At 59.3% G+C, this 26613-nt stretch carries 28 protein-coding genes; 8 read left to right on the top strand and 20 right to left on the bottom strand.

The window, feature by feature from the left end:
- The first annotated feature begins 233 nt into the window (after positions 1-233).
- From GQF02_RS10275 to GQF02_RS10260, 4 genes are all read left to right on the top strand, one after another.
- On the top strand, positions 234-1325 hold the full coding sequence (locus GQF02_RS10275) for a polyamine ABC transporter substrate-binding protein (RefSeq protein WP_160796881.1): 1092 nt from the start codon (positions 234-236) through the stop codon (positions 1323-1325).
- A 192-nt stretch (positions 1326-1517) separates the two neighbouring features.
- Positions 1518-2072 carry a DUF1415 domain-containing protein gene (locus GQF02_RS10270; RefSeq protein WP_160796879.1) on the top strand — a complete coding sequence of 185 codons (555 nt, stop codon included), beginning with the start codon at positions 1518-1520 and terminating at the stop codon, positions 2070-2072.
- 78 nt (positions 2073-2150) lie between these two features.
- Positions 2151-4022: a potassium transporter Kup gene (locus GQF02_RS10265; RefSeq protein ID WP_160796877.1), complete on the top strand. Its 1872-nt coding sequence runs from the start codon at positions 2151-2153 to the stop codon at positions 4020-4022.
- A gap of 64 nt (positions 4023-4086) precedes the next feature.
- Positions 4087-4713 carry a glutathione binding-like protein gene (locus tag GQF02_RS10260; protein ID WP_124736287.1) on the top strand — a complete coding sequence of 209 codons (627 nt, stop codon included), beginning with the start codon at positions 4087-4089 and terminating at the stop codon, positions 4711-4713.
- Between the two features lie 8 nt (positions 4714-4721).
- Here GQF02_RS10260 and GQF02_RS10255 read toward each other — a convergent pair whose 3' ends face one another.
- Entirely contained in the window at positions 4722-5882 is a 1161-nt protein-coding gene (locus tag GQF02_RS10255; protein ID WP_160796875.1) for a benzoate/H(+) symporter BenE family transporter, read from the bottom strand.
- 134 nt (positions 5883-6016) lie between these two features.
- Here GQF02_RS10255 and GQF02_RS10250 point away from each other — a divergent pair, with 134 nt between their 5' ends.
- Complete coding sequence (locus GQF02_RS10250; RefSeq protein ID WP_160796873.1) at positions 6017-6562, top strand: DUF1415 domain-containing protein; 546 nt, start codon at positions 6017-6019, stop codon at positions 6560-6562.
- Positions 6563-6635: 73 nt separating this feature from the next.
- On the opposite strand, the gene gltX is transcribed toward GQF02_RS10250, so the two are convergent.
- Positions 6636-8024 (bottom strand): glutamate--tRNA ligase, encoded by a 1389-nt coding sequence (gene gltX / locus GQF02_RS10245; protein WP_328698611.1) that lies wholly within the window; start codon positions 8022-8024, stop codon positions 6636-6638.
- 121 nt (positions 8025-8145) lie between these two features.
- Positions 8146-8784 (bottom strand): LysE family translocator, encoded by a 639-nt coding sequence (locus GQF02_RS10240; protein WP_124736283.1) that lies wholly within the window; start codon positions 8782-8784, stop codon positions 8146-8148.
- Between the two features lie 188 nt (positions 8785-8972).
- On the opposite strand from GQF02_RS10240, the gene GQF02_RS10235 reads away from it, so the two are divergent.
- On the top strand, positions 8973-10409 hold the full coding sequence (locus GQF02_RS10235; RefSeq protein WP_124736282.1) for an aminotransferase-like domain-containing protein: 1437 nt from the start codon (positions 8973-8975) through the stop codon (positions 10407-10409).
- Between the two features lies 1 nt (position 10410).
- Here GQF02_RS10235 and GQF02_RS10230 read toward each other — a convergent pair whose 3' ends face one another.
- Entirely contained in the window at positions 10411-11319 is a 909-nt protein-coding gene (locus tag GQF02_RS10230; protein ID WP_160796869.1) for a L,D-transpeptidase, read from the bottom strand.
- Positions 11320-11479: 160 nt separating this feature from the next.
- Here GQF02_RS10230 and rlmD point away from each other — a divergent pair, with 160 nt between their 5' ends.
- Positions 11480-13069 (top strand): 23S rRNA (uracil(1939)-C(5))-methyltransferase RlmD, encoded by a 1590-nt coding sequence (rlmD, locus tag GQF02_RS10225; protein WP_160796867.1) that lies wholly within the window; start codon positions 11480-11482, stop codon positions 13067-13069.
- A gap of 122 nt (positions 13070-13191) precedes the next feature.
- Here rlmD and GQF02_RS16155 read toward each other — a convergent pair whose 3' ends face one another.
- Entirely contained in the window at positions 13192-14730 is a 1539-nt protein-coding gene (locus GQF02_RS16155) for a methyl-accepting chemotaxis protein (protein ID WP_160796865.1), read from the bottom strand.
- Complete coding sequence (locus GQF02_RS10215) at positions 14727-15281, bottom strand: PAS domain-containing protein (RefSeq protein WP_160796863.1); 555 nt, start codon at positions 15279-15281, stop codon at positions 14727-14729. Before GQF02_RS10215 ends, GQF02_RS16155 begins: the two co-directional genes overlap by 4 nt.
- A gap of 296 nt (positions 15282-15577) precedes the next feature.
- Here GQF02_RS10215 and GQF02_RS10210 point away from each other — a divergent pair, with 296 nt between their 5' ends.
- Positions 15578-16228: a UPF0149 family protein gene (locus GQF02_RS10210; RefSeq protein ID WP_124736277.1), complete on the top strand. Its 651-nt coding sequence runs from the start codon at positions 15578-15580 to the stop codon at positions 16226-16228.
- 54 nt (positions 16229-16282) lie between these two features.
- Here GQF02_RS10210 and GQF02_RS10205 read toward each other — a convergent pair whose 3' ends face one another.
- The 14 genes from GQF02_RS10205 to GQF02_RS10140 form a co-directional block, all read right to left on the bottom strand.
- A complete protein-coding gene (locus GQF02_RS10205; RefSeq protein WP_160796861.1) occupies positions 16283-17170 on the bottom strand; it encodes a DMT family transporter in 888 nt (295 codons plus the stop codon).
- 47 nt (positions 17171-17217) lie between these two features.
- The gene (locus GQF02_RS10200; protein ID WP_160796859.1) at positions 17218-18672 is read right to left on the bottom strand and encodes an NAD(P)H-hydrate dehydratase; all 1455 of its coding nucleotides are present in this window, start codon (positions 18670-18672) and stop codon (positions 17218-17220) included.
- Positions 18669-19286, bottom strand: coding sequence for a flavin prenyltransferase UbiX (locus GQF02_RS10195; protein ID WP_124736274.1), 618 nt, complete (start codon positions 19284-19286; stop codon positions 18669-18671). The genes GQF02_RS10200 and GQF02_RS10195 overlap by 4 nt, the downstream gene beginning before the upstream one ends.
- On the bottom strand, positions 19286-19822 hold the full coding sequence (locus GQF02_RS10190; RefSeq protein ID WP_124736273.1) for a Gx transporter family protein: 537 nt from the start codon (positions 19820-19822) through the stop codon (positions 19286-19288). The genes GQF02_RS10195 and GQF02_RS10190 overlap by 1 nt, the downstream gene beginning before the upstream one ends.
- A complete protein-coding gene (locus GQF02_RS10185; RefSeq protein ID WP_160796857.1) occupies positions 19803-20168 on the bottom strand; it encodes a NusG domain II-containing protein in 366 nt (121 codons plus the stop codon). Before GQF02_RS10185 ends, GQF02_RS10190 begins: the two co-directional genes overlap by 20 nt.
- Positions 20159-21007, bottom strand: coding sequence for an RNase adapter RapZ (gene rapZ, locus GQF02_RS10180; protein WP_160796855.1), 849 nt, complete (start codon positions 21005-21007; stop codon positions 20159-20161). Before rapZ ends, GQF02_RS10185 begins: the two co-directional genes overlap by 10 nt.
- Positions 20988-21944, bottom strand: a complete 957-nt coding sequence (gene hprK, locus GQF02_RS10175) for an HPr(Ser) kinase/phosphatase (protein WP_124736270.1) — start codon at positions 21942-21944, stop codon at positions 20988-20990. Before hprK ends, rapZ begins: the two co-directional genes overlap by 20 nt.
- Positions 21937-22398, bottom strand: a complete 462-nt coding sequence (ptsN, locus tag GQF02_RS10170; protein WP_160796853.1) for a PTS IIA-like nitrogen regulatory protein PtsN — start codon at positions 22396-22398, stop codon at positions 21937-21939. Before ptsN ends, hprK begins: the two co-directional genes overlap by 8 nt.
- Before the next feature lie 114 nt (positions 22399-22512).
- Positions 22513-22827, bottom strand: a complete 315-nt coding sequence (gene hpf, locus GQF02_RS10165) for a ribosome hibernation-promoting factor, HPF/YfiA family (protein WP_124736268.1) — start codon at positions 22825-22827, stop codon at positions 22513-22515.
- A 67-nt stretch (positions 22828-22894) separates the two neighbouring features.
- Positions 22895-24280 carry an RNA polymerase factor sigma-54 gene (locus GQF02_RS10160; RefSeq protein ID WP_160796851.1) on the bottom strand — a complete coding sequence of 462 codons (1386 nt, stop codon included), beginning with the start codon at positions 24278-24280 and terminating at the stop codon, positions 22895-22897.
- A 6-nt stretch (positions 24281-24286) separates the two neighbouring features.
- A complete protein-coding gene (lptB, locus tag GQF02_RS10155) occupies positions 24287-25015 on the bottom strand; it encodes an LPS export ABC transporter ATP-binding protein (RefSeq protein WP_124736266.1) in 729 nt (242 codons plus the stop codon).
- Entirely contained in the window at positions 25012-25536 is a 525-nt protein-coding gene (gene lptA / locus GQF02_RS10150; RefSeq protein ID WP_160796849.1) for a lipopolysaccharide transport periplasmic protein LptA, read from the bottom strand. Before lptA ends, lptB begins: the two co-directional genes overlap by 4 nt.
- A complete protein-coding gene (gene lptC / locus GQF02_RS10145) occupies positions 25523-26086 on the bottom strand; it encodes an LPS export ABC transporter periplasmic protein LptC (protein ID WP_124736264.1) in 564 nt (187 codons plus the stop codon). Before lptC ends, lptA begins: the two co-directional genes overlap by 14 nt.
- Positions 26083-26607 (bottom strand): KdsC family phosphatase, encoded by a 525-nt coding sequence (locus GQF02_RS10140; protein WP_160796847.1) that lies wholly within the window; start codon positions 26605-26607, stop codon positions 26083-26085. Before GQF02_RS10140 ends, lptC begins: the two co-directional genes overlap by 4 nt.
- Positions 26608-26613 lie beyond the last annotated feature (6 nt).

Below are 26613 nucleotides of genomic sequence, written 5' to 3'. Positions count from 1 at the left end.
TTTTTAGTTTTGTTTAAACAAATCAACACCCTGTCCTTTGCCGGATAGGGTGTTTTGTTTTGGATCCTTTGTTTGCAGGGCTTGCAGCCGATGTGGTTTTTGTTGCTGTGGGTTGGTCATGGTGTGTGTTTAATAAAACATTAGACATGCCGATGCCATCGGGGTTAGCCTCTGCCTGAGAGCCGGCGCAATAGAACCGTCGGCCTTTTGTATCGGCAAAGGAGAAAACCAAGATGACAATCAAACCGCTGAGCACCCTGGCCTTGGGCCTTGCTTTGTTGGCGCCGGCCGTTTACGCCGCAGGTACCTTGAACATCTATAACTGGTCGGACTATATCGCCGAAGATACGGTGCCTAATTTCAAGAAGGCTACCGGTATCAATGTGCGCTACGACGTCTACGACAGTAATGAAGTATTGCGTGCCAAGCTGATGACCGGCAACACCGGTTACGATCTGGTTGTGCCGTCGAGCAATACGCTGGAGCTGGGCATCAAGGCCGGCATGTTCAAGCCGATAGACAAGAGCAAGATCCCCAACTACAAGGATCTTGACCCCGAATTGATGCGCATCATGGCGCAGTTCGATCCGGGCAATCAATACGCGGTGCCTTACTTCTGGGGCTTGAATACACTGGCCATCAATACCGACAAGGTGAAGAAGGCGCTGGGCGGCAGCTTGCCTGCCAACCCGTGGGACATGATTTTCAAGCCCGAGGTGGTCGCCAAGCTCAAGAGTTGCGGTGTCAGCGTGCTGGACTCCCCAACCGAATTTTTCCCGATGGCGTTGCATTACGCCGGCAAAAACCCGAACAGCACCAATGTCGAAGACTACAAAGCCTTGCTGCCGCAGCTGAAGGCGGCACGCAAGTCCTATGCCCGCTTCTCGTCATCCGGCTATATCAATGAGCTGGCCGGTGGTTCTGTGTGTGTGGCCATGGGCTATTCGGGAGACCTGAATATCGCCAAGCGCCGAGCGGCCGAGGCTAAAAACGGGGTGAAGATCGAGGTGCTGATGCCCAAGCAGGGTACCGGTATCTGGGTTGACAGCATGGTGATTCCGAAAGACTCGGCCAATAGCGACAATGCGCTCAAGTTCATCAATTACGCCCTGGACGCCAAGGTCGCCGCGAATAACGCCAATGCCGTTACCTATGCACCAGGCTCGCTGGCCGCGCGCAAGTTCGTCAACAAGGCGTACGTCAGCGACCGCTCCATCTTCCCGAGCAAGGATGATCTTAAGAGCAGCTTTGTGTTGCTGACCATGCCCCCCAAGGTGATTCAGGGCTATACCCGCCTGTGGCAGAACCTGAAAGCCGGACACTAGGCTTTTTGCTTATTCGCCAAATCGACCCCTGTCCTGAAGACAGGGGTTTTTTACGCCCATCTTTTTGCCCTGTACGGGCGGTGCTTTTCATCTGCGTGAGGCTGACGGGGAAGGGGGGCTGATGTATAAGCAGCAACCCGTCACGGAGACATCCCTTTTTCAGCGTACACTGGGCTTTTGCGAGCCTGATACATGAAACAAGAAGAGATTGTTGCCGCCACCCGCATCTGGCTGGAGAAGGCGGTGATCGGGCTGAATCTGTGTCCGTTTGCCAAGTCGGTCTATGTGAAAAACCAGATCCGCATCGTGGTCAGCGAGGCGCCGCATCTGGATGCTTTTCTGGAAGAACTGGATCGCGAACTCGACTTTCTGGCGGCCGCCAGTCCCGATGAGACTGACACGACCTTGCTGGTACATCCCTCGTTATTTCCCGATTTTGACGACTTCAACCAGATGCTGGACATTGCCGATGCGGCTTTGCCCGAGCATGGTCTGGACGGCATCTTGCAGATTGCCCCGTTTCACCCCGACTTTCGTTTCGAGGGCACCGAGGCGGATGAAATCAGCAACTACACCAACCGTTCGCCTTATCCGACCCTGCATCTGATTCGTGAATCGAGTATCGCGCGCGCGGTAGCGGCCATGCCCGACACCGATGCCATCTACCGGCGCAATATTGCCCTGCTGCAGGAAATGGGACCGGCCGCTTGGGCGGATTTGGGTATTCCCATGCCGCAGCGCAAGTAAGCAAGGCGGTGATGGCATCGAACTCGTCTAGGCTAGGCATAGGGAATGAACTGGACAGCATGCTTGGCGGGACGGGAAATGGCACAGCAAACGAGTAACAAAACACCGTGGTTATTGGCTTTGACCGCAATGGGCGTGGTGTACGGCGATATCGGCACCAGCCCGCTATACGCTTTTCGTATGGCTTTTGTCGGGTTGTATGGCCTTACGCCCAGTGAAGCCCATGTGCTGGCGACTTTGTCGGCACTGTTTTGGGCGGTGCTGTTGGTGATTTCGCTCAAATATATGCTACTGGTGCTGCGCTTCGATAACGACGGTGAGGGCGGGGTGCTGGCGCTGGCAGCGGGGGTGCATGCCAAGGCTGCGCAGCACCCGCGTGTGGCCGGTTTTGCCGTTGCGCTGGGTATTTTCGGTGCGGCGCTGTTCTTTGGCGATGCGGTGATTACGCCGGCCATTTCGGTGCTCTCTGCCATCGAGGGGCTGAGTGTGGTGGATCCGGCACTGACCCCGCTGATTTTGCCGTTGACGCTGCTGGTGCTGGGCGGGCTGTTTGGCATCCAGCGCTTTGGCAGCGGCACGGTCGGGCGTCTGTTCGGGCCGGTGATGCTGTTATGGCTGTTGACGCTGGCGGCGCTGGGCACGGCCAGCATTGTGCAGCAGCCATCTGTACTGAAGGCTTTGAGTCCGCTTTACGCCATCCGCTTTGCCATCGAGTCGCCAGGTGCGGCTTTTTTGCTGCTATCGGCGGTATTTCTGGCCATGACCGGCGGCGAAGCACTGTATGCGGATATGGGACATTTCGGCGCACGCCCCATCCGTCTGGCCTGGTTCCGCCTTGTGTGGCCGGCACTGATGCTCAATTATTTCGGTCAGGGGGCGCTGCTGCTGCGCGACCCTTCTGCCGTTAATCATCCCTTTTATGGCCTTGCGCCTGATGCCTTGCAACTGCCTCTGGTTGTGCTGGCTACGCTGGCAACCGTCATTGCGGCACAGGCTACCATCGCCGGCGTATTCTCCATGACGGTGCAAGCCGGCCATCTGGGTTATCTGCCCCCCTTTAATGTCAAACACACCTCGGATGCCGAGCGCGGGCAAGTGTACTTGCCCGGTATCAACTGGCTGATGCTGTTGGCGGTGGTTTTGCTGGTGCTGGGCTTTCGCTCGCCCAATGCCATGGCGGCGGCTTACGGCATCGCCGTGTCCGGCGCGATGAATATCACCACCGTGCTGTGCCTGACGCTGGTGTTCCTGTCGTTCCACGGCACGCAGCGCTTGAAACTGATGGCCTTATTGCTGGGCTTGTGGCTGGTTGAACTGCTGTTTTTTGCATCCAACGCGACCAAGATCATTGCCGGCGGCTGGGTGCCCTTGACGCTGGCACTGGTATTGTTTGCCCTGATGACCAGCTGGAAGCGTGGCACTGCCGCCATTGCCAGCCAGCGTGATGCTTGTGCACAAACGCTGGCTGACTTTATCGCCCGGCCGCCGGATGTGCTACGGGTAGAGGGCATGGCGGTGTATCTGAGCTCGGACCCGACCGGCGTGCCGCTGGCCTTGCAGCAAAACATCAAGCATTACAAAGTGCTGCACCGGCAGATTGTATTGTTGCATGTGGATGCACAGGAGGTGCCGCGCGTGCCTGCAGCCGAGCGCGTTACGGTGCAGATGCGGGTGCCCGATCTGTGGTGCGTGCATCTGCGTTATGGTTTTCGCGAAGAGCCGGATGTGCCGGCGGCGCTGGCTCAGGCAGGTCGTGCGGGGCTGGCGGTTCAGCTGGAAGACACCTCATTTTTTCTCACCCGGGTCAGTGCGCTGGAAACTTTGGCAGATGTGCCGCGCTGGCGGCGCAGCATGTTCCGCTGGCTGGCGCGGCAGGGCGAAAGTGCTGCTGTCTATTACCATCTGCCGCCCGGACGAGTGGTGGAACTGGGGACGCAAGCGGGCGTTTGAGGGGGCTGGCCGCCGCTTCTGCCTTGCTCTATGCTAAGTGAATTAATAGCGAGGAGGCAGAAGCATGATAGAGCTTTACACCTGGGGTACGCCTAACGGCAAGAAAATCTCTGTCGCGCTGGAAGAGCTTGATCTGCCTTACACCGTGTTTCCGGTCGACATCAATCAGGGCGAGCAGTTCGCGCCCGACTTTCTCAAGATCAGCCCGAACAACAAGATTCCGGCCATCGTTGACCCAGACGGCCCGGATGGTACAGCACTGGCGTTATTCGAGTCAGGCGCCATCCTGATTTATCTGGCGGACAAGACCGGCCGCTTGCTGCCGGCAGCGGGGGCGGCGCGTTATCGCGTGCTGCAATGGCTGATGTTCCAGATGGGCGGCTTCGGCCCGATGCTGGGGCAGGCGCATCATTTTTTGCGCTATGCGCCCGAAACCCTGCCGTATGCGCAAAAGCGCTATCACGACGAGACCTTGCGCCTGTATGGCGTGCTGGACCGGCAACTGGCCGATCATCGCTTTGTCGCCGGTAGTGACTACAGCATTGCCGATATTGCACTTTACCCGTGGGTTGCGCGCCATGAATGGCATATGGTCGCGCTGGCTGACTTTCCCCATGTGCAGCGCTGGGCCGACATGATGGCTGCGCGCCCTGCCGTACAGCGCGGCATGGCGGTGCCGCAGTCGTCCTGATTGATGCTTTAGCGTGTCCGTGGCTGTAGCAGCCACAAGGCTAGCGCGCCGCCAACCAGCCCCCAGAATGCCGAGCCTACACCCCACAGGCTCAAGCCTGAAGCGGTGATCAGAAAGGTGATCAGTGCCGGTTCGCGTAAATGCTCGTCGCGCATGGCGGTGGTGAGGCCGCCGGCAATGGTGCCGAACAGGGCAAGGCCGGCAATGGCCAGTACCAGTGTCTGCGGGAAGGCGGCAAGCAGCGCACCGATCGTCGCGCCGAACAGGCCCAGCAGCAGGTAAAACCAGCCGGCCGCCACGCTGGCCAGATAGCGGCGCTTGGGGTCGGCATGGGCATCGCTATTCATGCATAGCGCGGCGGTGATGGCGGCAAGATTCAGGGCAAAGCAACCGAAGGGGGCCAGCAACAGATTGATCAGCCCGGTGCTGGTGATCAGTGGTGAAACCGGTGTCGGGTAGCCATGGGCGCGCAAAGTCGCCACGCCGGGCACATTTTGTGATGCCATGGTCACCACAAATAGCGGCAAGCCGACGCCCAAGAGTACGGCCGGGTTAAACGCCGGCGTTGTCCATACCGGCACTGCCAGCGCAAGGGTCAGCCCCTGCAGTTGCAACTGCCCTTGCGTTGCCGACAATACGATGCCCAGCAGCAGGACGCCGACAATGGCGTAGCGCGGCAAGCTGCGCTTGAGGACGAGATAGGCAATAAACATCGGCAGCACCAGCGTAAGGCTGGCTTGCATGGAGGTGAATACATTCATGCCGAATTTCACCAGAATGCCGGCCAGCATGGCCGAAGCCATGGGCAAGGGAATGCGCCCGATGATGCGCTCGAACAGGCCGCTGACGCCGCTGAGCGTAATCAGTCCTGCCGAAAACACGAAAGCCCCGATGGCCTCGGGCAGCGAGACGCCGGACAGGCTGGTGATCAATAGCGCTGCGCCCGGTGTCGACCAGGCGGTGACGACCGGGACCTTGTAGCGTAGCGACAGACCTATGCAGCTGATGCCCATGGCCAGCCCCAGTGCCATCAGCCAGGAACTGATTTCTGCCGGGTTTGCGCCGGCGCTGCGTGCCGCTTCAAACACGATGGCAGCCGAACTGGTATAGCCGACCAGCACCGTGACAAAACCGGCGACGAGGGCGGGGAGATCCTGACGAGTCAGCATGATGAATACGGGGCTTTGGCAAGCACCTATAATGACTTATGGGTAAAGTGGCTGTCTAGCGTATCTGTCAGGCAAAAAACCTGTCGTTCAGCCTGACGGCCGGCTTACACTGCGCTTTTTGCAAGGAGTTGGCCATGAGCCATGAAGATGTGATCGCCGCCACCCGCTTGTGGCTGGAGAAAGCGGTTATCGGGCTGGATTTGTGTCCGTTTGCGCGCAAGGTGTATCTGGAGAATCGTGTGCGGCTGGTCGTCAGCGACGCGCGCCATCTGGATGGTTTTCTCGAGGATCTGGATAGGGAGCTGGCATTGCTGGCACAAACGCCGGCGAGCGAGATTGATACCACCTTGCTGATCCATCCGACGCTGTTTAGCGACTTTATCGATTTCAACGATGTGCTGCTGCTGGCGGATGAGGCCATCAGCGAGCAGGCGCTGGATGGCGTATTGCAGGTGGCCAACTTCCATCCCGATTTCCAGTTTGACGGTTGCGAGCCTGACGATATGGTCAACTATGTCAACCGCGCCCCGTTTGCCACGCTGCATCTATTGCGTGACGCCAGCGTGGACGCGGCGGTGGCGGAAGAGGCAGGGGCCGATGCCATCGCCGAGCGCAATAGCGCGACGCTGGAAAAGTTGGGCCATGCCGGCTGGCTGGCTTTGGGGCTGGGTAAGCACTGAGCTTGTTGTCGTTTGATAAAAAAAGCCGGCCGCTCCTGATGGAGCGGCCGGCTTTGGCTTGGGGGGGGCAGACTCAGGCGGCCATGCGGCGCAGCACTTCGTCGCGGCCGATCAGGGCCAGTACCGCATCAACCGATGGCGTCTGCGCGGTGCCGCATACCAGTACGCGTAGCGGCATGCCCAGCTGGCCCATTTTGATGCCTTCATCGGCGCAGAACGGTTTGAACAGGCCGTGGATGGATGCGGCGTTCCATTCGCTCAGGGCGGCAAGACGGGTCGCGAAGCGTGCCATGCGTGCCGGCGTATCGCCCGACAGATGCTTCTCTACATCCGCATCCGTTGGGGTGAGCTTCTGGTAGAAATAGTGGCACTCGTCCGCCAGCGTATTCAGATCCTGTACCCGTTCTTTGACCAGTGCCAGCACCTCGGTGAGCGCAGGGCCTTCTTCGAGTGTGATGCCGGATGCGGCCAGGCGCGGCGCGACCAGTGTCGCGAGACGGGTATTGTCGGCCAGCTTGATATGCTGCGCGTTCAGCCACATGAATTTCTCGTGGTTGAAACGGCTGGCAGACGGGCTGACTGCTTCCAGTGTGAACCACTCGACGAACTGGGCCATATCGAACAGTTCGTCGTCACCGTGGCCCCAGCCCAGGCGCGCCAGATAGTTGAGCAAGGCCTCGGGCAGGATGCCGCGCTCGGCGTAATCGACCACGCTGACCGCATCGCGGCGCTTGGACATTTTCTGGCCGTTTTCGTTGAGTATCATCGGCAGGTGGCCGTAGATAGGCAGCGGGGCATTCAGCGCTTTAAGGATGTTGATCTGGCGCGGCGTGTTGTTCACATGGTCATCACCACGGATCACATGGGTGATCTGCATATCCCAGTCATCGACAACCACGCAGAAGTTATAGGTCGGGCTGCCATCGGGGCGGGCGATGATCAGATCATCCAGCTCTTCGTTGGCAAACTCGATACGGCCCTTGACCGCATCGTCCCAGGCCACCACGCCATCCAGTGGCGTCTTGAAACGCACCACAGGTTTGACATCGGCCGGCGGCGCAGGCAATACCTTGCCTGCCTCTGGGCGCCAGCGCCTATCGTAACGTGGCTTCTCGCCGCGCTCTTCTTGCTCGGCGCGCAAGGTATCCAGCTCTTCACGGCTCATATAGCAGTGGTAGGCGTGGCCGCTGGCCAGCAGTTTCTGGATCACTTCCTCGTAACGCTCGAAACGGTGGGTCTGGTAGAACGGGCCTTCATCGTAGTCGAGGCCGACCCAGTGCATGCCGTCAAGGATGGCTTTGACCGATTCGGGCGTCGAGCGCTCAAGATCGGTGTCTTCGATGCGCAGCACGAAAGTGCCGCCGTGCTTTTTGGCAAATGCCCAGGAAAACAGGGCCGTGCGCACGCCACCTATATGCAGGTAGCCGGTCGGGCTGGGGGCGAAACGGGTACGTATCATGATGGGTCAGGCTCGGGTTCGAAGGTAAGCCGGCTATTTTACGCTGCAGCAAAAAAAACCCGCAAACACGATTGGTGTTTGCGGGGAAAATTCCACTCGGGGTTAGGAAAGGAATAGGGGAAAATCAGACCATGGCGCTCATCTGTGCCATGGTGTCGGCCGGCAGCATTTCCACCAGCAGCCAGGCCGCAGTACAGGCCAGCATGCCGCCCATGCTGTAGTTGAACAGGTGCAGGCGGCGCGGCGAATCCAGATAGCGGCGGATATATTCACCGCCCCAGGCCCAGGCTGCGATGCAGGGCAGGGTAATGATAAAAGTCACGACAAAGAACAGGCTGCCCGCCTGCCACACCGGCATGCTGTCAGGCAGGAACACGATGGCGACGTTAAAGCCCATCAGCCATACTTTGGGGTTCAGCCAGTTGAAAAGCACACCGCCGGCAAAGCCCATGGGTTTGCCTTTGCTGGCTTTTCCGTCGGCGCCGGGCTCGGCGGCATGCGCCATATGCCAGGACAGCCAGAACAGGTAGAGGCAGCCGGCCAGCGCCAGCCACAATTTGATGCTCTCCATCAGTGCCATCATGCTGCCTAGCGCCAGTGCCAGTATCGCAACCTGGCTGGACAGACCCAGTGCCATCCCCATGAGCGCCGGCAGGGTGCGTTTCAGACCGAAATTCACGCCGCTGGAGGCCAGAGCCAGATTGTTCGGGCCCGGTGTAATGGCCATGATGGTGAGGTAGGTCACCAGCGCGATGAAGTTCATATCGGTATCCGTCAGAGAGGCTGAATTCTGGCGATATATTAGCGTTGCCCAATAAGTAATTACAGATCCAGAAGTGTTGAATTGAGACCATAACAGTTTGCATTGTGGTCAACTGTTATGGTCTGATTGTGGCTGAACTGTGCTGCCTGGGCCCTGATGGGGCCGGGATGATGGATAAAGGGGCGGGAATGAGTAGCGAAACGCTGTATATGTCTTTGGTGGGCGAGTGGAGCGCGCTGATAGAAAACGGCACGGTCAGGGTCGGTGAGCGCCTGCCCTCGGTGCGCAAGGCTTGCGCCATTCACAAGGTCAGTCCGTCGACCATACTGGCGACCTACCGGGCACTGGAGGATCGCGGCCTGATCGAGGCCCGGCCGCAGTCGGGGTTTTACGTCAAGGGTGTCGCGCGCCTGCCTTTGCCGCTGATGCGCCGCCAGAGCGAAACCCATGCTGGCGAGCAGGGCGAGGCCGATCAGCTGGAGCTGGTGATGAGTGCGCAAACCCGCACCGATGTGATCGATTTATCGCTGGCCAGTCCGCGCGGCAGCGATTTTTATCCGACCACCCGTCTTAAGCAGATCGTCAGCAAGCTGGTGCGCCAGCATCCCGAGCTGACCACCGACTACCCGTTTCCGCCGGGCTCCGAGCGGCTGCGCCGCCAGATTGCCCAGCGGGCACTGGGGAGTGGCTGTGTATTAAGCCCGGACGATATCGTGGTGACCAATGGTTGTTCGGAGGCGCTGCAACTGGCGCTGCATGCGGTGTGCAAACCCGGCGACACCGTGGGGCTGGAGTCGCCGACCTACTTTGGCCTGATTCCGCTTGCCAAGAGTCTGGGTCTGTCGGTGATAGAAATTCCGACCCATCCGGCAAGCGGCCTGTCGCTGGATGCACTGGAGTTGTTGCTGTCGGAAAAGCGCCTGTCGGCTTTGGTGGTGCAGCCTACGGTACAGAACCCGCTGGGCGCCAGCATGCCCTTGGCTGCGCGCCAGCGTCTGGCGGCGCTGGTTAGCGAGTACCGTATTCCGCTCATCGAAGACACCCCGCATGCCGACCTGTTTTACGGTGCGGCGCCGCCGGATTCGGTCAAATCCTGCGACAAGGAAGGCTGGGTCTTACTGTGTTCCAGCTTCAGCAAGACGCTGGCGCCGGGCTTTCGCATAGGCTGGATAGCGCCGGGGCGCTTCTTGCACGAGGTGATGCGCCTCAAGATTGCGGGGTCCCTGGGCCAGCCCCGTTTGCTGGAGGAGGCGCTGGCGGAATATCTGGAAAGCGGTGGCTTCGACCACCATCTGCGCTTTATCCGCCGCCAGTTTATGGCGCAGATGGAAAAGCTGCGCGCGGCCGTGGCCAGCCATTTTCCGGCTGGTACCCGTGCGACCTCGCCATCCGGTGGCTGCTTGCTGTGGGTAGAACTGCCCAAGGGCGTGGATACGCTGGCGCTATTTCAGCGCGCGCTGGCCGAGGGCATTACTGTCGCGCCGGGCGCGCTGTATTCGGCGCGCGGGCGTTTCAATAACTGTGTACGCCTGTCGTGCTGCTATCCGTGGACGCCGGCTTACGAACGTGCACTTTTGCGTTTTGCCGCACTTGCCTGCGAGGCTGCCGCAACGCCCGCGCCTTGATTTAGCCCGGTTGCGTGGCCGGTTGTACCGCTTTGCGTTTGGCTGCCGGCCAGGCGCCGGAGGCATCTTCCGGTGCCGGCTCCATCACAGGCTCTGCTGCTGGCTCGGGCTGGATCTGGGCCGGTTCCTGATTGGATAGCCAGGGTATGGCGCTAAGCGTGCCGCTGATGCGTGCCTCGGCCGGTTTTTTGCAGGTCAGGCAGAGCGGCTTGCCCTTGCGCTCGTTGAGCGCCTGATTGACCCGTTGACCGAACACGGGCACTTGGTTCTCATCCTGCCAGCGCAGCAGGGCATCGGCCAGTTGCGGCATGGCGACATTCTTGTTCTGGTAGCGGTCGCGAAATGCGGTCAGCCACAATTCCCCGGCCTGATCCTGCGACAGCAGGACGGTCTGGTAAGTGACCGAAACCGCAGCCCCCTTGGGGACGATATTGGACAGTTGCAGTGCCTGTTCGCTTTTCATGCGTACGCAACCATGGCTGCGAAACCCCGGTACGCTGGATGGCGCATTGGTGCCGTGTATGCCTAAGCCCAGTTTGGCTTCGCCGAAGCGGATAAATACCGGCCCCAGCGGATTGTCCGGCCCCGGCGGCACCACGGTCTCGACCGGCTTGCCTTTTTTGCGCATTTCTTCCTGGATGGAGCGGGGAACGTGCCAGCTCGGATTACGGTAAATGCCGGTCACCGCATATTCGCCCACCGGCGTGCGCGTCAGCATCTTGCCGACGGCGACCGGAAAGCTGTCTTTTAGCTCGCCATCCTGAAACAGGAATAAGCGTGTCTGCGGCAGATTGATCACCACATGGGTGCCGCTCGGCTGAATCGCCACATCGGGCTGCGGAATGGCCGCAGCCGTCGCCGAGAGCGATAGCAGCAGGAAAAAAGCAGACAGGCCGGACAGTGGTTTCATGGTTAGGCTTCGGCAAATAATTAGGCTGGGAACAGTTCCGGATTTTAGCAGAAGCGCTGCTTTGCGAGGCCAGCTTTGCTGCTTAAGGGATAGCGGGCGTGCGTTTGTGGCGTGTTTCTGAGAAAATCGCCGCCTTCGCTTTGATTTGATTACCAAAATAATGTCTGATACCCCGGCCTTGGCCCAGATTGAGTCGCTCGACTATGAAGGTCGCGGCGTCGCCCATGTAAATGGCAAGACCCTGTTTATCGATGGTGCTTTGCCGTATGAAACCGTCGAGTACCGCAGCTACCGCAGCAAAAGCAGTTACGAGAATGCCGAAACCGTACGCGTGCTGAAAGAAAGCTTTATGCGCACCACACCGCGTTGCCCCAGCTTCGGGGTATGCGGTGGCTGCTCGATGCAGCATATGGAGTTCACCGCCCAGGTTGCCATCAAGCAGCGCGTGCTGGAAGACAATCTGGCGCGCATCGGCAAAGTGACGCCCGAGCGCGTGCTGACACCGATTGCCGGCCAGAGCTGGGGCTACCGTCACCGTGCCCGCCTGTCGGCACGCTGGGTCGAGAAAAAGGGCGAGGTGCTGATCGGTTTCCATGAAAAACGCTCGCGCTTTATCGTCGATATGGCCGAGTGCCATGTGCTGCCGCCACATATTTCCGCTTTGCTGCTACCGCTGCGCACGCTGGTGGGCAAGCTGTCGATACGCGACCGCATGCCGCAGATTGAATACGCCGGCGGCGTTGATGTGGATGTGCTGGTGTTCCGCAATATGGACGCGATCAACGCGGCCGACGAGGCACTGTTTACCGCCTTTGCCGATGCGCATGGCATCGCGCGTCCGCTACAGATCTGGCTGCAACCCAAGGGGCCGGAAACCTGCTATCCGCTCTATCCCAAGGATGCGCCGCGCCTGAGCTATCGCCTCGACGATTTCGGCGTTGAAATGCCGTACTACCCGACTGAGTTTACCCAGGTCAACCCGGGCATCAATAATGTGATGGTCAGCCGTGCCTTGCGCCTGCTGGATGCGCAGCCGGGCGAGCGCATTGCCGATATGTTCTGTGGTATCGGCAACTTCACCTTGCCGATTGCGCGTTCGGGCGCAACCGTGCATGGCATGGAAGGCAGCGAGGCGCTGGTCAAGCGTGCCGTGGAAAATGCCACGCATAACGGTCTGGAAACGCAGGTCAGCTATGAAATGGCTAACTTGTTCGATGTGACCGAAGAGAGCTTTGCCGCACTGGGGCATTTCGACAAGATGCTGATCGATCCGCCGCGCGACGGCGCTGTGCAGCTATGCCAGGCGCTGACCGACGAGAGTGCGCCCAAGCGCATCGTTTATGTGTCGTGCAGCCCGTCCACGCTGGCGCGTGACGCCGGCGTGCTGGTCAATACCAAGGGCTATACGCTCAAGGCAGCCGGCATCATCAATATGTTCCCGCATACCGCGCACGTAGAAAGCGTGGCCTGGTTTGAAAAAACCGGCCCGTGTAAAACCCGCGAAGAGCTGGCCGCGATGGCCGCGGCCGAAGCGGCCGAGCGCGAGGCCGCCAGGGCCGCATCGATGGCGGCACGCGCCGAGCGCGAAGCGATAGAGGCCGAGCTCAATGCGGCGGAGAATGCGCGTCTGGCCGCCGAGCGCGCCGAACGCCTGGCCGCCAAAGAAGCCCGCCGCGCCTATTACTTTGCCGAAAAAGCACGGCGCGAAGCCGAAGCTGCTGCGGCAGGCGAGGCACCGGCACAAGACTGAGCCTGTCCATCAGGACGGGTCAGCCGGCATCTTTAAAAGAAACGCCCCTTTGCGAAAAGGGGCGTTTTTGTGTCCGCATGCTCTGCCTAAGATGTCGCGCCGGTTTGGCCGGCGTATCCGCTTCAGGCGGGGACGCCGTCAGGGCGCTTGTCCACGGATGAACGGGCCTGCTTCTGGCGATTGAAAATCCGCCCGACCTGTTCGATGACCTGGTTGCTGCCTATTTCTGCTTCATGCATATGCGCGATGATCTGCTGGAGTACCTTGGCGTCGTGCAGCCAGTCGCCCTTGACCGTCTGCATGGCGCGTTGCACGGCACCATGTACCTGGGCGTGTGGTTTCTCGAGTGCCTGATAGCCAGGAAGGTGGCTGTAATCGCTCTTGCCTGCCCCCTCGTAATACCAGTTGCCCAGACGGCACTGGGTATGACCGATATTGGTGGCCTGAGCCTCGCTGCCTTCGCCATTTTGCTCAAGTGCGATATAGCTGTTCTGCATGTAGATGATGTGGTCGAGCTTGACCAGTGACGAGAACGTCATGTCCTTGGCGCAGGCCAGACTGTCTATGGTCGACTGTGCAGACTCGGCTACATGCTCGAACTGGGTGCGAAAGCCGGAAACGCGCTGGCTGACCGAGCTGCTTTGCGCTTCGAGCGCCAGCGTTTGCGCCACCATGGTTTCAACGCGCTGGTGCAGGCTATTGATCACCTTGCCGATTTCCAGTGTGGCTGCATGCGTGCGGTCGGCCAGCTTGCGTACTTCGTCAGCCACCACGGCAAAGCCGCGGCCGACCTCTCCGGCGCGTGCCGCCTCGATCGCGGCATTCAGCGCCAGCAAATTGGTCTGCTCGGTGATCTCGGTAATGATGCGTACCGTATCGACAATGCGGGTGCTGGCTTCCCCCAGATGGCGGGCGCTACCGGAAAGCGTCTGCATATTGCCTGTGATTTGTTCGAATTCGCTGTCGAGCTCTTCCACTGTCTGCCGGCTGCGCTGCGCGCCATCCAGGTTCTGTTCGGCCATGCCCTGCATGCCGGCCATTTCCTGAGTGGCCCTTAGCAAGTCCTGCTGGTTGCCTTTGAGGTTGCGTAGCAAATTGCCGGTATTCAGGGCATGCAGCTGGCTGGAGAGGCGGTTCTTGGCATCAAATTCGGCGGCCTCCTGCATCGAGCGCAGGGCAACATTGATGTTTTCCATAGACTGGGCGAACTCGCCCGGCAAGCCTGAACTGAGTGCCGGGCGGCTGTAGTCGCCTTGTCCCGCCCGCTCGAAGCAGGTGGCGATGTCTTTGGAGTGCGCTTCGATAATGTCCAGCAGATCATTCAGGCTCCAGGCGACCTTGCCGACTTCGCCTAGCCCCTTGGTGCGGGTGAGTCGGACATGGGTCTCGCCCTGAGCGGCCAGACGCAGCACATATTCGATTTCTGCCAGTACGGCCAGCGGGCGGCGCTGATGCCAGTAGGCATAGCAGGCAAAGCCGACGGCCATCAGCGGTACGCTGATGTTGGAGAAGCCAGCGCCGCGCTGGTAGATGCTGATGCCGGCCACGATCCACACCAGGCAGACAAAGACGATGCAGCTCAGGATGAATTTCTGTTCCAAAAAAAGCGTGCGACGGCTGGCCTTGCTGGTCGCGCTCAGTAGTTCCAGATCCTTGCTCATATTGCCATCTCTCCCGTGCGGTTTGTTGCCTGCCGGTACAAATCAAGCACGAATTTTTCGTACGTCACGCCCTGTTGCAGAAGTTGTGCCTGCAGCCATTGCAAGGAGGCCTCGGGACCGTTAGCTGCACCCGCAGTCTGTTCGATTTCGTTCATCTTGTGGTAAAGCGTGCTGACGGCATCGATTGCATTTTGTGGTGCCTGACGGCGCACCGAGAAGTAGCCGACCGGCTGCTTATTGCGCTGGTCGATAGTGATATTGGCAAATACCCAGTAATAGTGTCCATCCGCAGTCATATTCTTGACGATGCCGAAAAACTCATGCCCCGACTTGAGCGTATCCCACATCAGGCGGAACACGCCGCGTGGCATGTCGGGGTGGCGTACGATATTGTGCTGCACCCCGAGCAGGGCGTCTTCCGCATAGTTGCAGACTTGCATAAAGACACGGTTGACGTAGGTGATGCGCCCGGAAAGATCGGTTTTGCTGATGATCAACTCGTCTGCCTGAAAGCGGACTTGTTGTTGGGTAGGGGTGATCCTGGGTTTCATGGTCTTGTGCTTGCTATGTATGCGGTCAATCGGGGCCGGGCTTGTTGTTTGCCATTGGCAGGCAGATGCCTGTTATGCCAGGAAAATGGCCGGCTTAGTTGTACCTGTCTAGCTGGTGCTATTTGCGAGGGCATATTTTATGCCAAGGGTTTTTTATTTGCATGTTTTTATATATATGGTTTTAAATTTGCAGCCGACTGCGACTGCGTCACCCTGACGAGAATTGCCATCAGCCCTGTCCGGGCGCTCGGCTATGGCGGATAATGGCGTTTTGCATCCGCTACGGACCCGCCACCATGAGCCATCAAGCCTTGAGCGACAGCGATTACGAACGCCTGTCCGCCACCCTGTCCGCCTTTCACGCGCAAGGCGCGATGAGTCTGGAGACGCTGGACGGCTTTTTCGCCGCCTTAATTGCCGGGCCCGAGGTGATACGTCCGGCCGAGTATTTGCCGCTGATTCTGGGCGCTGCATTTGAGGATGAAACCTCGTTTGCCAGCACCAAGGCATTTGATGCCTTTATGCATCTGGTCAGCGGACACTGGCTGGATATCGCGCGTACGCTGGAAGCTGGCGAAGAGTTTCATCCGTGGCTGGAGGCCGATGGCGAGGGCAAGGTGTCGGGAAATGACTGGGCCGAAGGCTTCGAGCGCGGCATGGCCTTGCTGCCGGGCGACTGGCAACTGGCTTTCGATGACAGCGAAGCCGGTGCTGCGCTGGCGCCCATCATGATGCTGGCGCTGGAGCGCGACCCCGATCCTGCTGTGCGTACTGTGGTTGAGCAGCGTGAAGAATTGCTGGGGCAGATCACGCCGGCAATCGCGACACTATATGCCTTCTATACGGGCTTGCGCGCACGCATGGATGCGGCACTGGCGGCCGCCGAAAACGACAAGACTTTGTTTGACGAGCCGGTCAAGCCGGCCAAAACGAATAAGCGCCGTTAAATAAGGTGCGTGTCAAGCCAGCTCCTGCCGATGGCCGGGGCTGGCTTTTTTGCGTCAGGCCTCGCGCTTGAGTGGCCACTTTTGCAGCAGCAAACCGCCCAGAATCAGCGCAAGGCCGATCAGGGTGGAGGCAAGGATGGGTTCGCCGATAAAAAAGTGAATCAACCACAGCGAGATAATGGGTGACAGGAAAATCAGGTTGGCGATGCGCGCCGTACTTTGGGTGAGCTTCATTGCCGTCAGCCACAGCACGAAGGTGTAGCCCATTTCGATGGCGCCTACATAAGCCGCCCCCGCCAAGCCCTGCCACGCAACCGGCACCAATTCGCCGCTTAGTGCACACCAGAGCATAATCAGTGGCAGTGCCATGATGAAGTTCAGCGTCAGCCCCAGTACCGGCTCGCGCGTGTCGCGGGTGTTGAAAATCCAGTAACTGGCCCACAGCAGAGTGGACGCCAGCGCAAACAGCATGCCGTTCATATTGGAAAAAGAGAGCGCCAGCACATCGCCCCGCGTACCGATGATGAGTACGCCGATATAGCACACCAGCGCTGCTGCCAGATCGAGCTTGCGCAGGCTATGGCCCAATAGCGGCACTGACAGCAGGGTCATGCTGAGCGCCCAAGTGTAGTTGATGGCTTGCGCTTCCTGCGCCGGCAGCAAGGCATAGGCCTGAAACAGGATCAGATAGTAGGCAAAGGGGTTGACCGCGCCCAAAAGCAGCGAGCGGCGCCAGTAAAGCCGCAGAGCCGGCATAAGCTCGCCCAGACGGCGCTGTACGGCGAGGATGGATAACAGCGCGAGCAAGCTGGCAGTGCAGGCATATAGCAGCAACTGCGCCGGTGACAGATAGCTGAGACTGATCTTGAAAGCGGTGGCGACGGTTGACCAGGCGAGAACTGCGGCGAGGCCGAACAAGGTGGCACGGGTTTGCTGGTTCATATCCTTGGCAATAGAGAGTGGTGAGTAGGGGGCTGCATGTTCCGTTATTAGCCGGGGTTTTGGACGCACAAAAGCGCGTTGATTAAGCCGGAAAGCGCCGTAGCCGTGGCAGAGGCGGTCAGGCCGACAGGGCCGCCAGTGGCATTCACATACAGGTCGGCGACCAGACCATGCAGGTGGACGGCGAGGCTGGCGGCATCAAAAGGTGAGAGTTGCTGTGCCAGCAGCGCCGCGATGGCACCGGTCAGCACATCGCCTTGTCCCGCCACAGCCAGCGCTGCATTGCCGCTGGCGTTGATGCGGTAAAAACCATCGGGACGGACGATCAGGCTGCCGGCTCCCTTGAGTACCACCACTTTGTTTAGGCGCGCAGCCAGGGTGCGCGCCGCAGCGAGGCGGTCAGCCTGTACCGCTGCGCTGCTGATGCCTAATAGCCGCGCGGCCTCCGCCGGATGCGGCGTCAGGATGGCAGGCACCTGTCTTGTTGCCAGTGTGGCGAAAAGTCCCGCATCGTGAGCCAGCAGATTAAGCGCATCGGCGTCTATCACCAGGGGCGTGTCGCCTGCCAGCACCGCCGACAGTGCCGCTTGCGCCGCCGTGCTTGTGCCAAGGCCCGGACCGATGGCGCAGATGCTGTGCGGCGCGAGCGGCAAGGAAAGCGGCGAAATCATCAGTTCGGGCTGTGTGGTATCGACCGCCAGACGGCTGTCCAGCGTGGCAAGCAAGACCTTGCCGGCGCCACCGGCCAGCGCGGCGCGTCCTGCCAGAAGCGCCGCGCCCAGCATGCCGGGCGCACCGCCGACGATACACACGGTCCCAAAGCTGCCCTTGTGGCTATTGGCATGGCGTTTGAGCGCCGTAACGCCGGGGCGGTTCAGTTCGCCTTCCGGCGTTGGCAGTAGCGTCGCGGGTACATCCAGTGTCGCCAGATGAACTTCTCCGGCCAGTTCGCTGCCGTCTGCTGTCAGCAGGCCGGGCTTGAAGCAAAGAAAGGTCAGCGTATGTGCCGCGCGAATGGCTGCATTGGGTGCGTGGCCGCTCATGGCATCCAGCCCGCTTGGCGTGTCCAGCGCCAGCACAGGTACGCCACGGGCGTTGACCTGTGCGATCAGCGCGTCCCAAGGTGAGGCAAGCGGCCGGCTCAAGCCTATGCCGAACAAACCGTCAACGATCAGGTCGGTATGGGCCGCAGACAGGCTGGTGTATGTCGCCATGGCGCAAGCATCCCAGCGCGCGCGCGCCGCTTGCGCTTCGGCCGAGCTTTGTTTTTGCGGGCTGATGACGGTCACGGCATAGCCTGCGTTAAGCAGTTCGCAAGCCAGGTGTAGCGCGTCGCCGCCATTGTTTCCGGGGCCGGCCAGTACCGTGATGGCGGCACTTGCCGGATAGCGCGCCATGATCCAGTGTGCGGCGGCGCAGGCGGCGCGGCGCATCAGGCCCAGTGCTGCGGCGCTTTGTTCCAGTTGCCTTTGGGATTGCAAGGAAAAAAGTGCCGCGCTCATGCCGTATCGCCCCAGCGCGGCACCAGTTGGTGGGGCACGCCTATCTGGTCGAGAATGCGCGCCACGATGAAATCGACCATGTCGTCTATGCTCTGCGGGTGGGTGTAAAAGCCGGGTGAGGGGGGCAGGATCACCACGCCCAGACGTGCAAGCTTGAGCATATTCTCCAGATGAATGGCGGAAAACGGCGTTTCGCGCGGTACCAGCACTAGCTTTTTCTGCTCCTTGATGCTGACATCGGCCGCGCGTTCGATCAGATTGTCGCTGCTGCCCATGGCGATGGCGGCCAGTGTGCCCATCGAGCATGGGCACACTACCATGGCATCCGCGGGGTTGGAGCCGGATGCCACCGGCGCAAACCACTCCTCGCGGCCAAAAGCCTTAAGCTGTCCCGCCGCCGCCGCGTATTCCTGGCTCAGCCACTGCTCCAGATCGGCGGCGCGCGCAGGCAGCGTCAGCCCCATTTCCTGTTTGGCGACGATATGGGCCGCTTGTGAACACAGTACCCAGACGCGGCAGCCGGCCTTGACCAGTTCGCGTATCAGCGCCAGGCCATAAGGCAGACCGGAAGCGCCGGTCAGGGCAACGGTCACGGTTTTGCTGTAAGAGTTCATCAGGCATCCTGTTGCGGTGTAGGGGCGAGCAAGCGTGCCGCGATGATGCCGTTGACAAGACCGGTCACCAGCGCGGCCAGCGCGAAAGGCGGAACAAAATAAAGTATGCCGTCGCTGGGAATCAGCCATAGCCGGGCCAGCAGCAGTTGCCCGGCAATATGGCTGAAGGCGGCGACAATGCTGAGCGAAACCGGGCCGAACCATGTGCCGGGCAAGCGAAAGGCCAGCGCCAGCGCGGCAAGGCTGGCCAGTGCGCCGGCCAGCGACAGGAAAAACCCCGGTGTCAGCAGGCTGCCCAGCAATAATCCGGCGCCGAGAATGCGTAACAGGCTGACCCAGAGTGCGGCGCGCCAGCCCAGGTGATATAGCGCCAGCAAGGTGACAATATTGGCAAGGCCGGGCTTGATCCCGGGGAGCGGCGAGGGCAGGCCCGCATCGATCAGCGCGAGGACAATGGCGATGGCTGCCAGCGCGGCAATACGCTGATCGTCTGCACCGACACGCAGGCTCAGATGTTCAGAAACTGAGGCTGTCATAGTGTGCTGCGCCGTTGCCAAGCTCGATGCTGGTCTGATTCGGCAGGCAGATGGCGCTTTGCCCAGCCTTGTCCAGCCAGCCTTGCTTGACGCAGTACTGGCGCGCGCCCGGGTCGCTGCCGATACGGGCGCGGCCGTTATGCACTTCGATGCGGGTCAGCCCCAAAGGACCGGGCACATCCAGAATCTGGTTGTGCAGCAAGCTGACTTCCCGCCACAGTTTGCCTTTGCTGCGTATCGTGAGCGTGCGTGCCGTCTCACCGGCCCATAACTGCCAGAACAGGGTGAGGCATAGCGCACCGGCCAGCATCATCACCAGATAGTCGCCCGGACGTATCAGTCGCATCCCGCTCTTTGTAACTGGCGGTGGCGCAGCAGTACTTGTTCGTGCGCAAAGCGGCGGGCCAATGTTTCGGCGATAAATACCGAGCGATGCTGGCCGCCGGTGCAGCCGATAGCCACGGTCAGATAGCTGCGGTTTTCCTGCCTGAATTCGGGCAGCCATTTTTCCAGCATGGTCTGGATGTCGGCAATCATCTCGGCGACTTTGGGTTCGCCGGCAAAGTAGTCGATGATGGCCTGATCCTTGCCGGTAAGCGGGCGCAGTTCGGGGATGTAGTGCGGATTGGGCAGACAGCGCACATCGAATACGAAATCGGCATCCAGCGGTACGCCATGTTTGAAACCGAAGGACTGGAACATCAGGGTCAGACGGCTGCTGTCACTCTCGACCAGCTGGCGTACCCAGCTTTTCAGGGTGTTGGCCGACAGTTCGGACGTGTCCATGCGGATACCCTGCTCGGCAACGGGCGCCAGGAGTTCCATCTCCATTTCTATGCATTCTTCCAGCGACAAGCCCATGCCGGACAAAGGATGGCTGCGCCGGGTTTCGGAGAAGCGCTTGACCAGAACCGGCTGTTTGGCTTCGAAGAAAATCAGCCTGATATCGATACCGGCTGCGCGCAGCTTGTCCATTTCCTGCGGCAAGGCGCCCAGCGTCTGGTGGCTGCGCGTGTCGACGCTGATGGCAATATGGCTGTAGCCGTAGTCATGGTAGAGCGCGACCGCCTCCGGCAGCATGGTGGCCGGCAGATTGTCGACGCAGAAAAAGCCGGCATCCTCCAGGCTGCGCAAGGCGACTGATTTGCCCGAGCCTGACAGCCCGCTAATCAGAATCAGCTGCATGTTCCTGGTCCCGCAAGAAATTGGTGTGGCGCTCGACAAATTCGCGCGTGCTGTCGATGCCGCGCAGTTGCAGGATGTAGTTGCGTACGGCCGCTTCCACCAAAACGGCAAGGTTGCGTCCGGCGGCGACCGGCAGGATAACCTTGCGCACGGTGACGCCGAGGATATCCTGCGTTTCGGACTGGATATTGAGCCGGTCCAGCGCCTGCATTGCCTGATCATTGGCCTTGATCAGATGGATGATGAGTTTGAGTACTTTTTTCGGGCGTACCGCAGTTTCGCCGAATACGGTGCGGATATTCAAAATGCCCAGACCGCGTACTTCGAGAAAGTCGCGCAAGAGTGCCGGGCAGCGGCCTTCCAGTGTATCCGGGCCGATGCGGTAGTATTCGACCGCGTCATCGGCGACCAGACCGTGGCCGCGCGAGATCAGCTCCAGCGCCAGTTCGCTCTTGCCCATGGCCGAGTCGCCCATGATCAGCACGCCGATCTCGAGCACATCGAGAAACACACCATGCAGCACGGTGGAGACCGCCAGTGCCCGTGCCAGATAGATGCGCAGTACATCCATCAGATAGGGGCTTTCCAGCGTGGTCGTCATCAGCGGGACATTGTGGGTATGGCAGTAGTCGCGCAGCAGAGCAGGTACCACCTGGGCATTGGCGACGATTACCACCGACATCGACTTGTAAAACAGCTGATCCAGCGCGGTTTTTGCGGCCGATTTTTCCAACCGGCTCAGATAGTCAACTTCGGCAAGGCCGAGCACCTGCACCCGGTTGGGGTGGATGAAGTTGAGATGGCCGACCAGCGACAGCGTTGGGCGCTGATCGTCGTTACCGATCAGGTTATCCGAGCCAGAGCGTCCTGCAACCCAGGTCAGGTTGAGCTTTTGCTGGTTATCCTGGTAAAGCTTGCGGACGCTGACGCTAGGCATGACTACTCCATCCGGTCAAAAGCCGGAACAATTCTTCGCTGTCTGCGGCTTGCTCCAGTTGTTCACGCAAGCTGCGGCTGGAGAAAAGCTGGGCCAGTTCGGACAGCACCTGCAGGTGCAGGTCGGTTGCCTGTTCTGGCACCAGTAATACGAACAGCAGCCGGACCGGTTTGCCGTCGGGGGCGTCAAACGGAATGGCCTGCTTCAGGCGGATAAACACGCCCATCGCTTCTTTCAGGCCACGGGCGCGGCCATGCGGGATGGCGACGCCTTGGCCCAGTCCGGTCGAACCCAGTTTTTCACGCGCAAACAGACTGTCGAACACTTCGCTGCGGGCAATATTGCCGGTGTTTTCCGCGAGCAGACCGACCTGCTCGAACACCCGCTTTTTGCTGGCAACATCAAGGTCGACCAGAACATGATCACGGGAGAGTATTTTGCCTATCAGGGACATAAAAACTCGTACAGGATGAAATCGGCGTTCATTCTACGCTGGCGCGTGACATTGAAATAGCCCTGTTATCAAAGCAAAACGGGAACCATAAGGTTCCCGTTTTTAATCAAGGTGTTACTCTGCGGCCGGTTGCGGGATGGCGCGGTGTTCCGACAGTTTTTCCTTGTGCTTGATTACCTGGCGGTCCAGTTTGTCGATCAGCGCATCGATGGCGGCATACATATCATCGGCGGTCGCTTCGGCGTGAATATCCTTGCCGGCCAGATGGACATTGACCTCGGCTTTTTGCACCAGCTTGTCAACCGAAAGCGTGACGCCGGTGTCGATCACATTGTCTACATGGCGAATCACTCGGCCGAGTTTTTCTTCGACATAGTCGCGCAGTGGTTGGGTTACTTCAAGGTGGAGACCAGTGATCTTGAGGTTCATACCCTAACTCCTTCTGTTAATCGACCTGGAACAGTCCGGGTCCATGGGGATGCTGTTAAGTGGAAGTCTAGAGTGCTTTGCGCTGGCTGGCTGGCGCAATCTGCATGGCTTCGCGATATTTGGCGACAGTGCGTCTTGCAACCTGTATGCCCAGTTTGGCTAATTGTTCGGCCAGTGCATTATCCGACCAGGGCTTCTTGTTATTTTCGTCGACGATAAGCCGGCGTATATGTGCCTTGATTGCGGTAGAAGAGCATTCGATGCCGCTGTCGGTGTCCAGCGCACTGCCAAAGAAATATTTGAGCTCGAACAGACCGCGGCTACACAGCAGATATTTTTGTGTGGTGACGCGGGAAATGGTGGATTCGTGCAGACCCAGTTCATCGGCAATATCGCGCAGGATAAGGGGACGCATTGCGACTTCGCCTTGTTCAAAGAACTGTTGTTGCCTGTCAACGATAGCTTCCGATACTTTCAGGATGGTGTCAAATCGCTGCTGGATGTTTTTGACCAGCCAGCGGGCCTCTTGTAACTGCCCGGAGAGATTATTGCCGCTATCCCTTTGTTGTTGCAGGAGATTGGCGTAAATGTTGTTTACACGTAATTTTGGCTGGGCTTGTCCGTTGATGGTCGCGATCCAGCGACCGCGGAATTTGCGTACCACCACATCGGGCATCACATAACGGGTATCTTCACCATCAAAGCCTCCGGCCGGTCGCGGGCGTAGTTGGGCAATCAAGGCCTGTGCTGCGCGGATCTCGTCTTCGCTGGCATCCAAAAGCTTGCGCAGCTTGCTGTAGTCGCGGTTGCCTAGCAAAGTGAGATGGGTCTGGATGATGGTGCGGGCCAGGGTTTTGGCCGGGAGGGTCTCTGGAAACTTGTTTAGCTGGAGGGTCAAAAATTCGCTCAGGTTGTAGCTGCCTATTCCAGGCGGCTCCATCTGGCGCAAGAGCTGGCGCAGATATTCCAGCTCTTCAGTTTCTACCTCCAGCTCCTCTGGCAGGCTCTGGCAGATTTCATCAATGTGGGTGCTCAGATAGCCGTCGTCATCGATTTCTTCTATCAGCAGAGTCAGCAGGGCGCGTTCGCGACTCGAGAGTGTCAGCTCGCCCATCTGTGCCATCAAGAGTGCGCGCATGCCCGGCTTTTCCGGCGTATTGAGTATGGGGTCGAACTCGCTATCGTCGCCGCTATGGCTAGGTTTACTGCCGCTTCCCCATTCCTCGTATGCTTCGCTACCCTCGCGCGGCGGTGCCTCATGCGGTTCGTCAGGCGAGGACTCGTGCGCAACGTCGCTGTCCTCGCTGCGTTCCAGTAACGGATTTTCCTGCAGATAACGCTCCAACTCCGTACCGAATTCCAATGTGGACATCTGCAGTAATTTGATCGATTGCTGCAGCTGCGGAGTCAGAGTGAGCTGCTGGCTGACTTTGAGTTGGAGTGTTTGTTTCATAGCGCCTTACAGATGGAAGTGCTCGCCCAGATAAACCTTGCGTACCTGCTCGTTATTCACCAGTTCGTCCGGCAGGCCGTAGGCCAGCACCTTGCCGTCGTTGATGATATAGGCGCGGTCGCAAATGCGTAGCGTTTCGCGCACATTATGGTCGGTGATCAGCACGCCGATGCCGCGCTCCTTGAGGAAGGCGATGATTTTCTGGATATCGATCACGGCAATCGGGTCGACACCGGCAAAGGGCTCGTCCAGCAGGATAAAGCGTGGACGGGAGGCCAGTACACGTGCAATTTCGACCCGGCGTCGCTCGCCGCCGGACAGCGCCATGGCGTTGGTGTCGGCCAGATGGGCGATATTCAGATCGTCCATCAACAGTGCCAGCTCGTTTTCCATCTGCTCGCCCTTGACGCCGGAAATTTCCAGCACCGCGCAGATGTTCTCCCTGACCGTCATGCGACGGAAAATGGAGGCTTCTTGCGGCAAATAGCCCAGTCCCATGCGCGCGCGTTTATGTATGGGCAAATGGGTGATGGTGATATCGTCCAGAACGATTTCACCCGCTTCGGCCGCAATCAGCCCGACGATCATGTAAAAACTTGTAGTCTTGCCTGCGCCGTTTGGCCCCAGCAAACCTATCACTTCGCCACTGGCAATTTCCAGCGATACATCTTTGACGACCGTACGTTTCTTGAAGCTTTTCTTGATATGGGCAACGCTCAGCCGGCTGACGGTCATTTCTTTTCCTCTGTCTTGGGCTGCAGGATTACGGTAACCCGCCCTTTGGCCGCACCGGTTGTTTGTGGATTGCTGCCGCTGACTTGATACAGTTCGGTCTGGGTGTTGTAGGTAATCACATTGCCGGCAACCGAATCCTGTCCGCGTTTAACAAAGGCATTGCCGGTCAGCACAGCGATGCCGCTCTGGCTGTCGTAGTCGATGCGGTTGCCCTTGCCGTCGATATATTCATTCTTGCCTTCGACTTTCTGGCGGAAGGTGGCCGGCTTGCCGGTGGCGAGCAGAGTTTGCTGGCCGTTGGCATTGCGGGTCACGACCACATGGTCTGCTTTGAGCTGCAGCGTGCCCTGATTGACGACAACGCTGCCATCCCACACTGTCACGCCGTTGTTCTGGTCCAGCGTGCCCCTGTCGGCAGACAGTTCTATCGGCTTGCTGCTGTCAGCGATTTCGGCATGAACAGCGTGCATGGAAAATAGCGAGGCGCACAGGGCCAGTGCCGGAAATTTAAGGTTGTGCATAGCTGATCCTGACTTTCGACAACAGGGAGATCAGGCCCTGCTTTTGTGCATAAGTAAAACCGATGGCATTGGCGACCGAGTCGCCCTGATAGACTGTGACGGCGGCCGGGCTTTGGGCCGTCGAGGTGTTGAGGTTTACCGTCAGTGCGCGCGTATCTATCTTGACGTCACCCTTGCCTGGCTCTGCCTTGTCTATCAGCTGCACCTTGCGGTCAAACCATGCCATGCCGGTGCTGTTGTTGTAGCGCCCGACTTCGCCTTCGACCGTGTAATTGATCCGGCCCTGTTGGTAGCTAGTGAGGAAAGGGTGCTCGAACTCGATATCCTTTGCATCGGGGAACTGCCACATCCTGCGCGCCTGCAACCGGTCGCTGGGCAGGCCCTGAGCATCAAAGCGGGTCGCGGTAAAGTCTTCGACCGTGTACTCGGGCTGGTCACGGTCGATCACGCTTTGCACGCTGCTTTGGCGCGTGACGCGGTCAAGCAGCATGGTCAGCACCGACAGCATCAGTACCAGCAATAGCGGAAACAGGCGGGGAAAGCGTTTCATAGCAGATATTTCGCGATGGCAGTGTCAAATGTGCCTTGCGCCTGCATGATCAGTTCGCACACCTCGCGCACTGCACCTTGTCCGCCGCTGGCGCCGGTAATATAGCGTGCATATTGCTGCACGCGATCCGGCGCTGCCGGAACCACGACCGGAAAGGCGACGCGGCGCAAGACCGGCAGGTCAATGATGTCGTCGCCGACAAAGGCACAGTCGTCCGGACTCAGGCCGCTTTGTGCCATCAATTCGTCAAGGGCCAGTTGCTTGTTGCTGACGCCGGCAAAATAATAGTCAAAGCCCAGCGCGCGGGCGCGGTGCTCGACGCAGGCATCGGCACGGCCGGAAATAATGGCGAGTTTGACGCCGGTGCTTTGCAATAGCTTCAGGCCAAGGCCGTCCTGTACATAGAAGGATTTGGACTCTTCGCCTTGGGCGTTGTAGTAGATGCGCCCATCGGTCATGACGCCATCGACGTCCAGTATCAGTAGCTTGACCCTGCGGGCGTATTCTTGTGGTGTATGCATGCTGTC

Source organism: Craterilacuibacter sinensis (genome assembly GCF_009831765.1).
Lineage (GTDB): Bacteria > Pseudomonadota > Gammaproteobacteria > Burkholderiales > Chromobacteriaceae > Craterilacuibacter > Craterilacuibacter sinensis.
Note: the sequence above shows the minus strand (reverse complement) of the source record. Positions and strands in the feature narration are given on the sequence as shown.

Bases quoted from the DNA above. Each gene is read 5' to 3' on its own strand.
- GQF02_RS10275 (WP_160796881.1), top strand. From the start codon at position 234: ATGACAATCAAACCGCTGAGCACCCTGGCCTTGGGCCTTGCTTTGTTG.
- GQF02_RS10270 (WP_160796879.1), top strand. From the start codon at position 1,518: ATGAAACAAGAAGAGATTGTTGCCGCCACCCGCATCTGGCTGGAGAAG.
- GQF02_RS10265 (WP_160796877.1), top strand. From the start codon at position 2,151: ATGGCACAGCAAACGAGTAACAAAACACCGTGGTTATTGGCTTTGACC.
- GQF02_RS10260 (WP_124736287.1), top strand. From the start codon at position 4,087: ATGATAGAGCTTTACACCTGGGGTACGCCTAACGGCAAGAAAATCTCT.
- GQF02_RS10255 (WP_160796875.1), bottom strand. From the start codon at position 5,882: ATGCTGACTCGTCAGGATCTCCCCGCCCTCGTCGCCGGTTTTGTCACG.
- GQF02_RS10250 (WP_160796873.1), top strand. From the start codon at position 6,017: ATGAGCCATGAAGATGTGATCGCCGCCACCCGCTTGTGGCTGGAGAAA.
- GQF02_RS10240 (WP_124736283.1), bottom strand. From the start codon at position 8,784: ATGAACTTCATCGCGCTGGTGACCTACCTCACCATCATGGCCATTACA.
- GQF02_RS10235 (WP_124736282.1), top strand. From the start codon at position 8,973: ATGAGTAGCGAAACGCTGTATATGTCTTTGGTGGGCGAGTGGAGCGCG.
- GQF02_RS10230 (WP_160796869.1), bottom strand. From the start codon at position 11,319: ATGAAACCACTGTCCGGCCTGTCTGCTTTTTTCCTGCTGCTATCGCTC.
- rlmD (WP_160796867.1), top strand. From the start codon at position 11,480: ATGTCTGATACCCCGGCCTTGGCCCAGATTGAGTCGCTCGACTATGAA.
- GQF02_RS16155 (WP_160796865.1), bottom strand. From the start codon at position 14,730: ATGAGCAAGGATCTGGAACTACTGAGCGCGACCAGCAAGGCCAGCCGT.
- GQF02_RS10215 (WP_160796863.1), bottom strand. From the start codon at position 15,281: ATGAAACCCAGGATCACCCCTACCCAACAACAAGTCCGCTTTCAGGCA.
- GQF02_RS10210 (WP_124736277.1), top strand. From the start codon at position 15,578: ATGAGCCATCAAGCCTTGAGCGACAGCGATTACGAACGCCTGTCCGCC.
- GQF02_RS10205 (WP_160796861.1), bottom strand. From the start codon at position 17,170: ATGAACCAGCAAACCCGTGCCACCTTGTTCGGCCTCGCCGCAGTTCTC.
- GQF02_RS10200 (WP_160796859.1), bottom strand. From the start codon at position 18,672: ATGAGCGCGGCACTTTTTTCCTTGCAATCCCAAAGGCAACTGGAACAA.
- GQF02_RS10195 (WP_124736274.1), bottom strand. From the start codon at position 19,286: ATGAACTCTTACAGCAAAACCGTGACCGTTGCCCTGACCGGCGCTTCC.
- GQF02_RS10190 (WP_124736273.1), bottom strand. From the start codon at position 19,822: ATGACAGCCTCAGTTTCTGAACATCTGAGCCTGCGTGTCGGTGCAGAC.
- GQF02_RS10185 (WP_160796857.1), bottom strand. From the start codon at position 20,168: ATGCGACTGATACGTCCGGGCGACTATCTGGTGATGATGCTGGCCGGT.
- rapZ (WP_160796855.1), bottom strand. From the start codon at position 21,007: ATGCAGCTGATTCTGATTAGCGGGCTGTCAGGCTCGGGCAAATCAGTC.
- hprK (WP_124736270.1), bottom strand. From the start codon at position 21,944: ATGCCTAGCGTCAGCGTCCGCAAGCTTTACCAGGATAACCAGCAAAAG.
- ptsN (WP_160796853.1), bottom strand. From the start codon at position 22,398: ATGTCCCTGATAGGCAAAATACTCTCCCGTGATCATGTTCTGGTCGAC.
- hpf (WP_124736268.1), bottom strand. From the start codon at position 22,827: ATGAACCTCAAGATCACTGGTCTCCACCTTGAAGTAACCCAACCACTG.
- GQF02_RS10160 (WP_160796851.1), bottom strand. From the start codon at position 24,280: ATGAAACAAACACTCCAACTCAAAGTCAGCCAGCAGCTCACTCTGACT.
- lptB (WP_124736266.1), bottom strand. From the start codon at position 25,015: ATGACCGTCAGCCGGCTGAGCGTTGCCCATATCAAGAAAAGCTTCAAG.
- lptA (WP_160796849.1), bottom strand. From the start codon at position 25,536: ATGCACAACCTTAAATTTCCGGCACTGGCCCTGTGCGCCTCGCTATTT.
- lptC (WP_124736264.1), bottom strand. From the start codon at position 26,086: ATGAAACGCTTTCCCCGCCTGTTTCCGCTATTGCTGGTACTGATGCTG.
- GQF02_RS10140 (WP_160796847.1), bottom strand. From the start codon at position 26,607: ATGCATACACCACAAGAATACGCCCGCAGGGTCAAGCTACTGATACTG.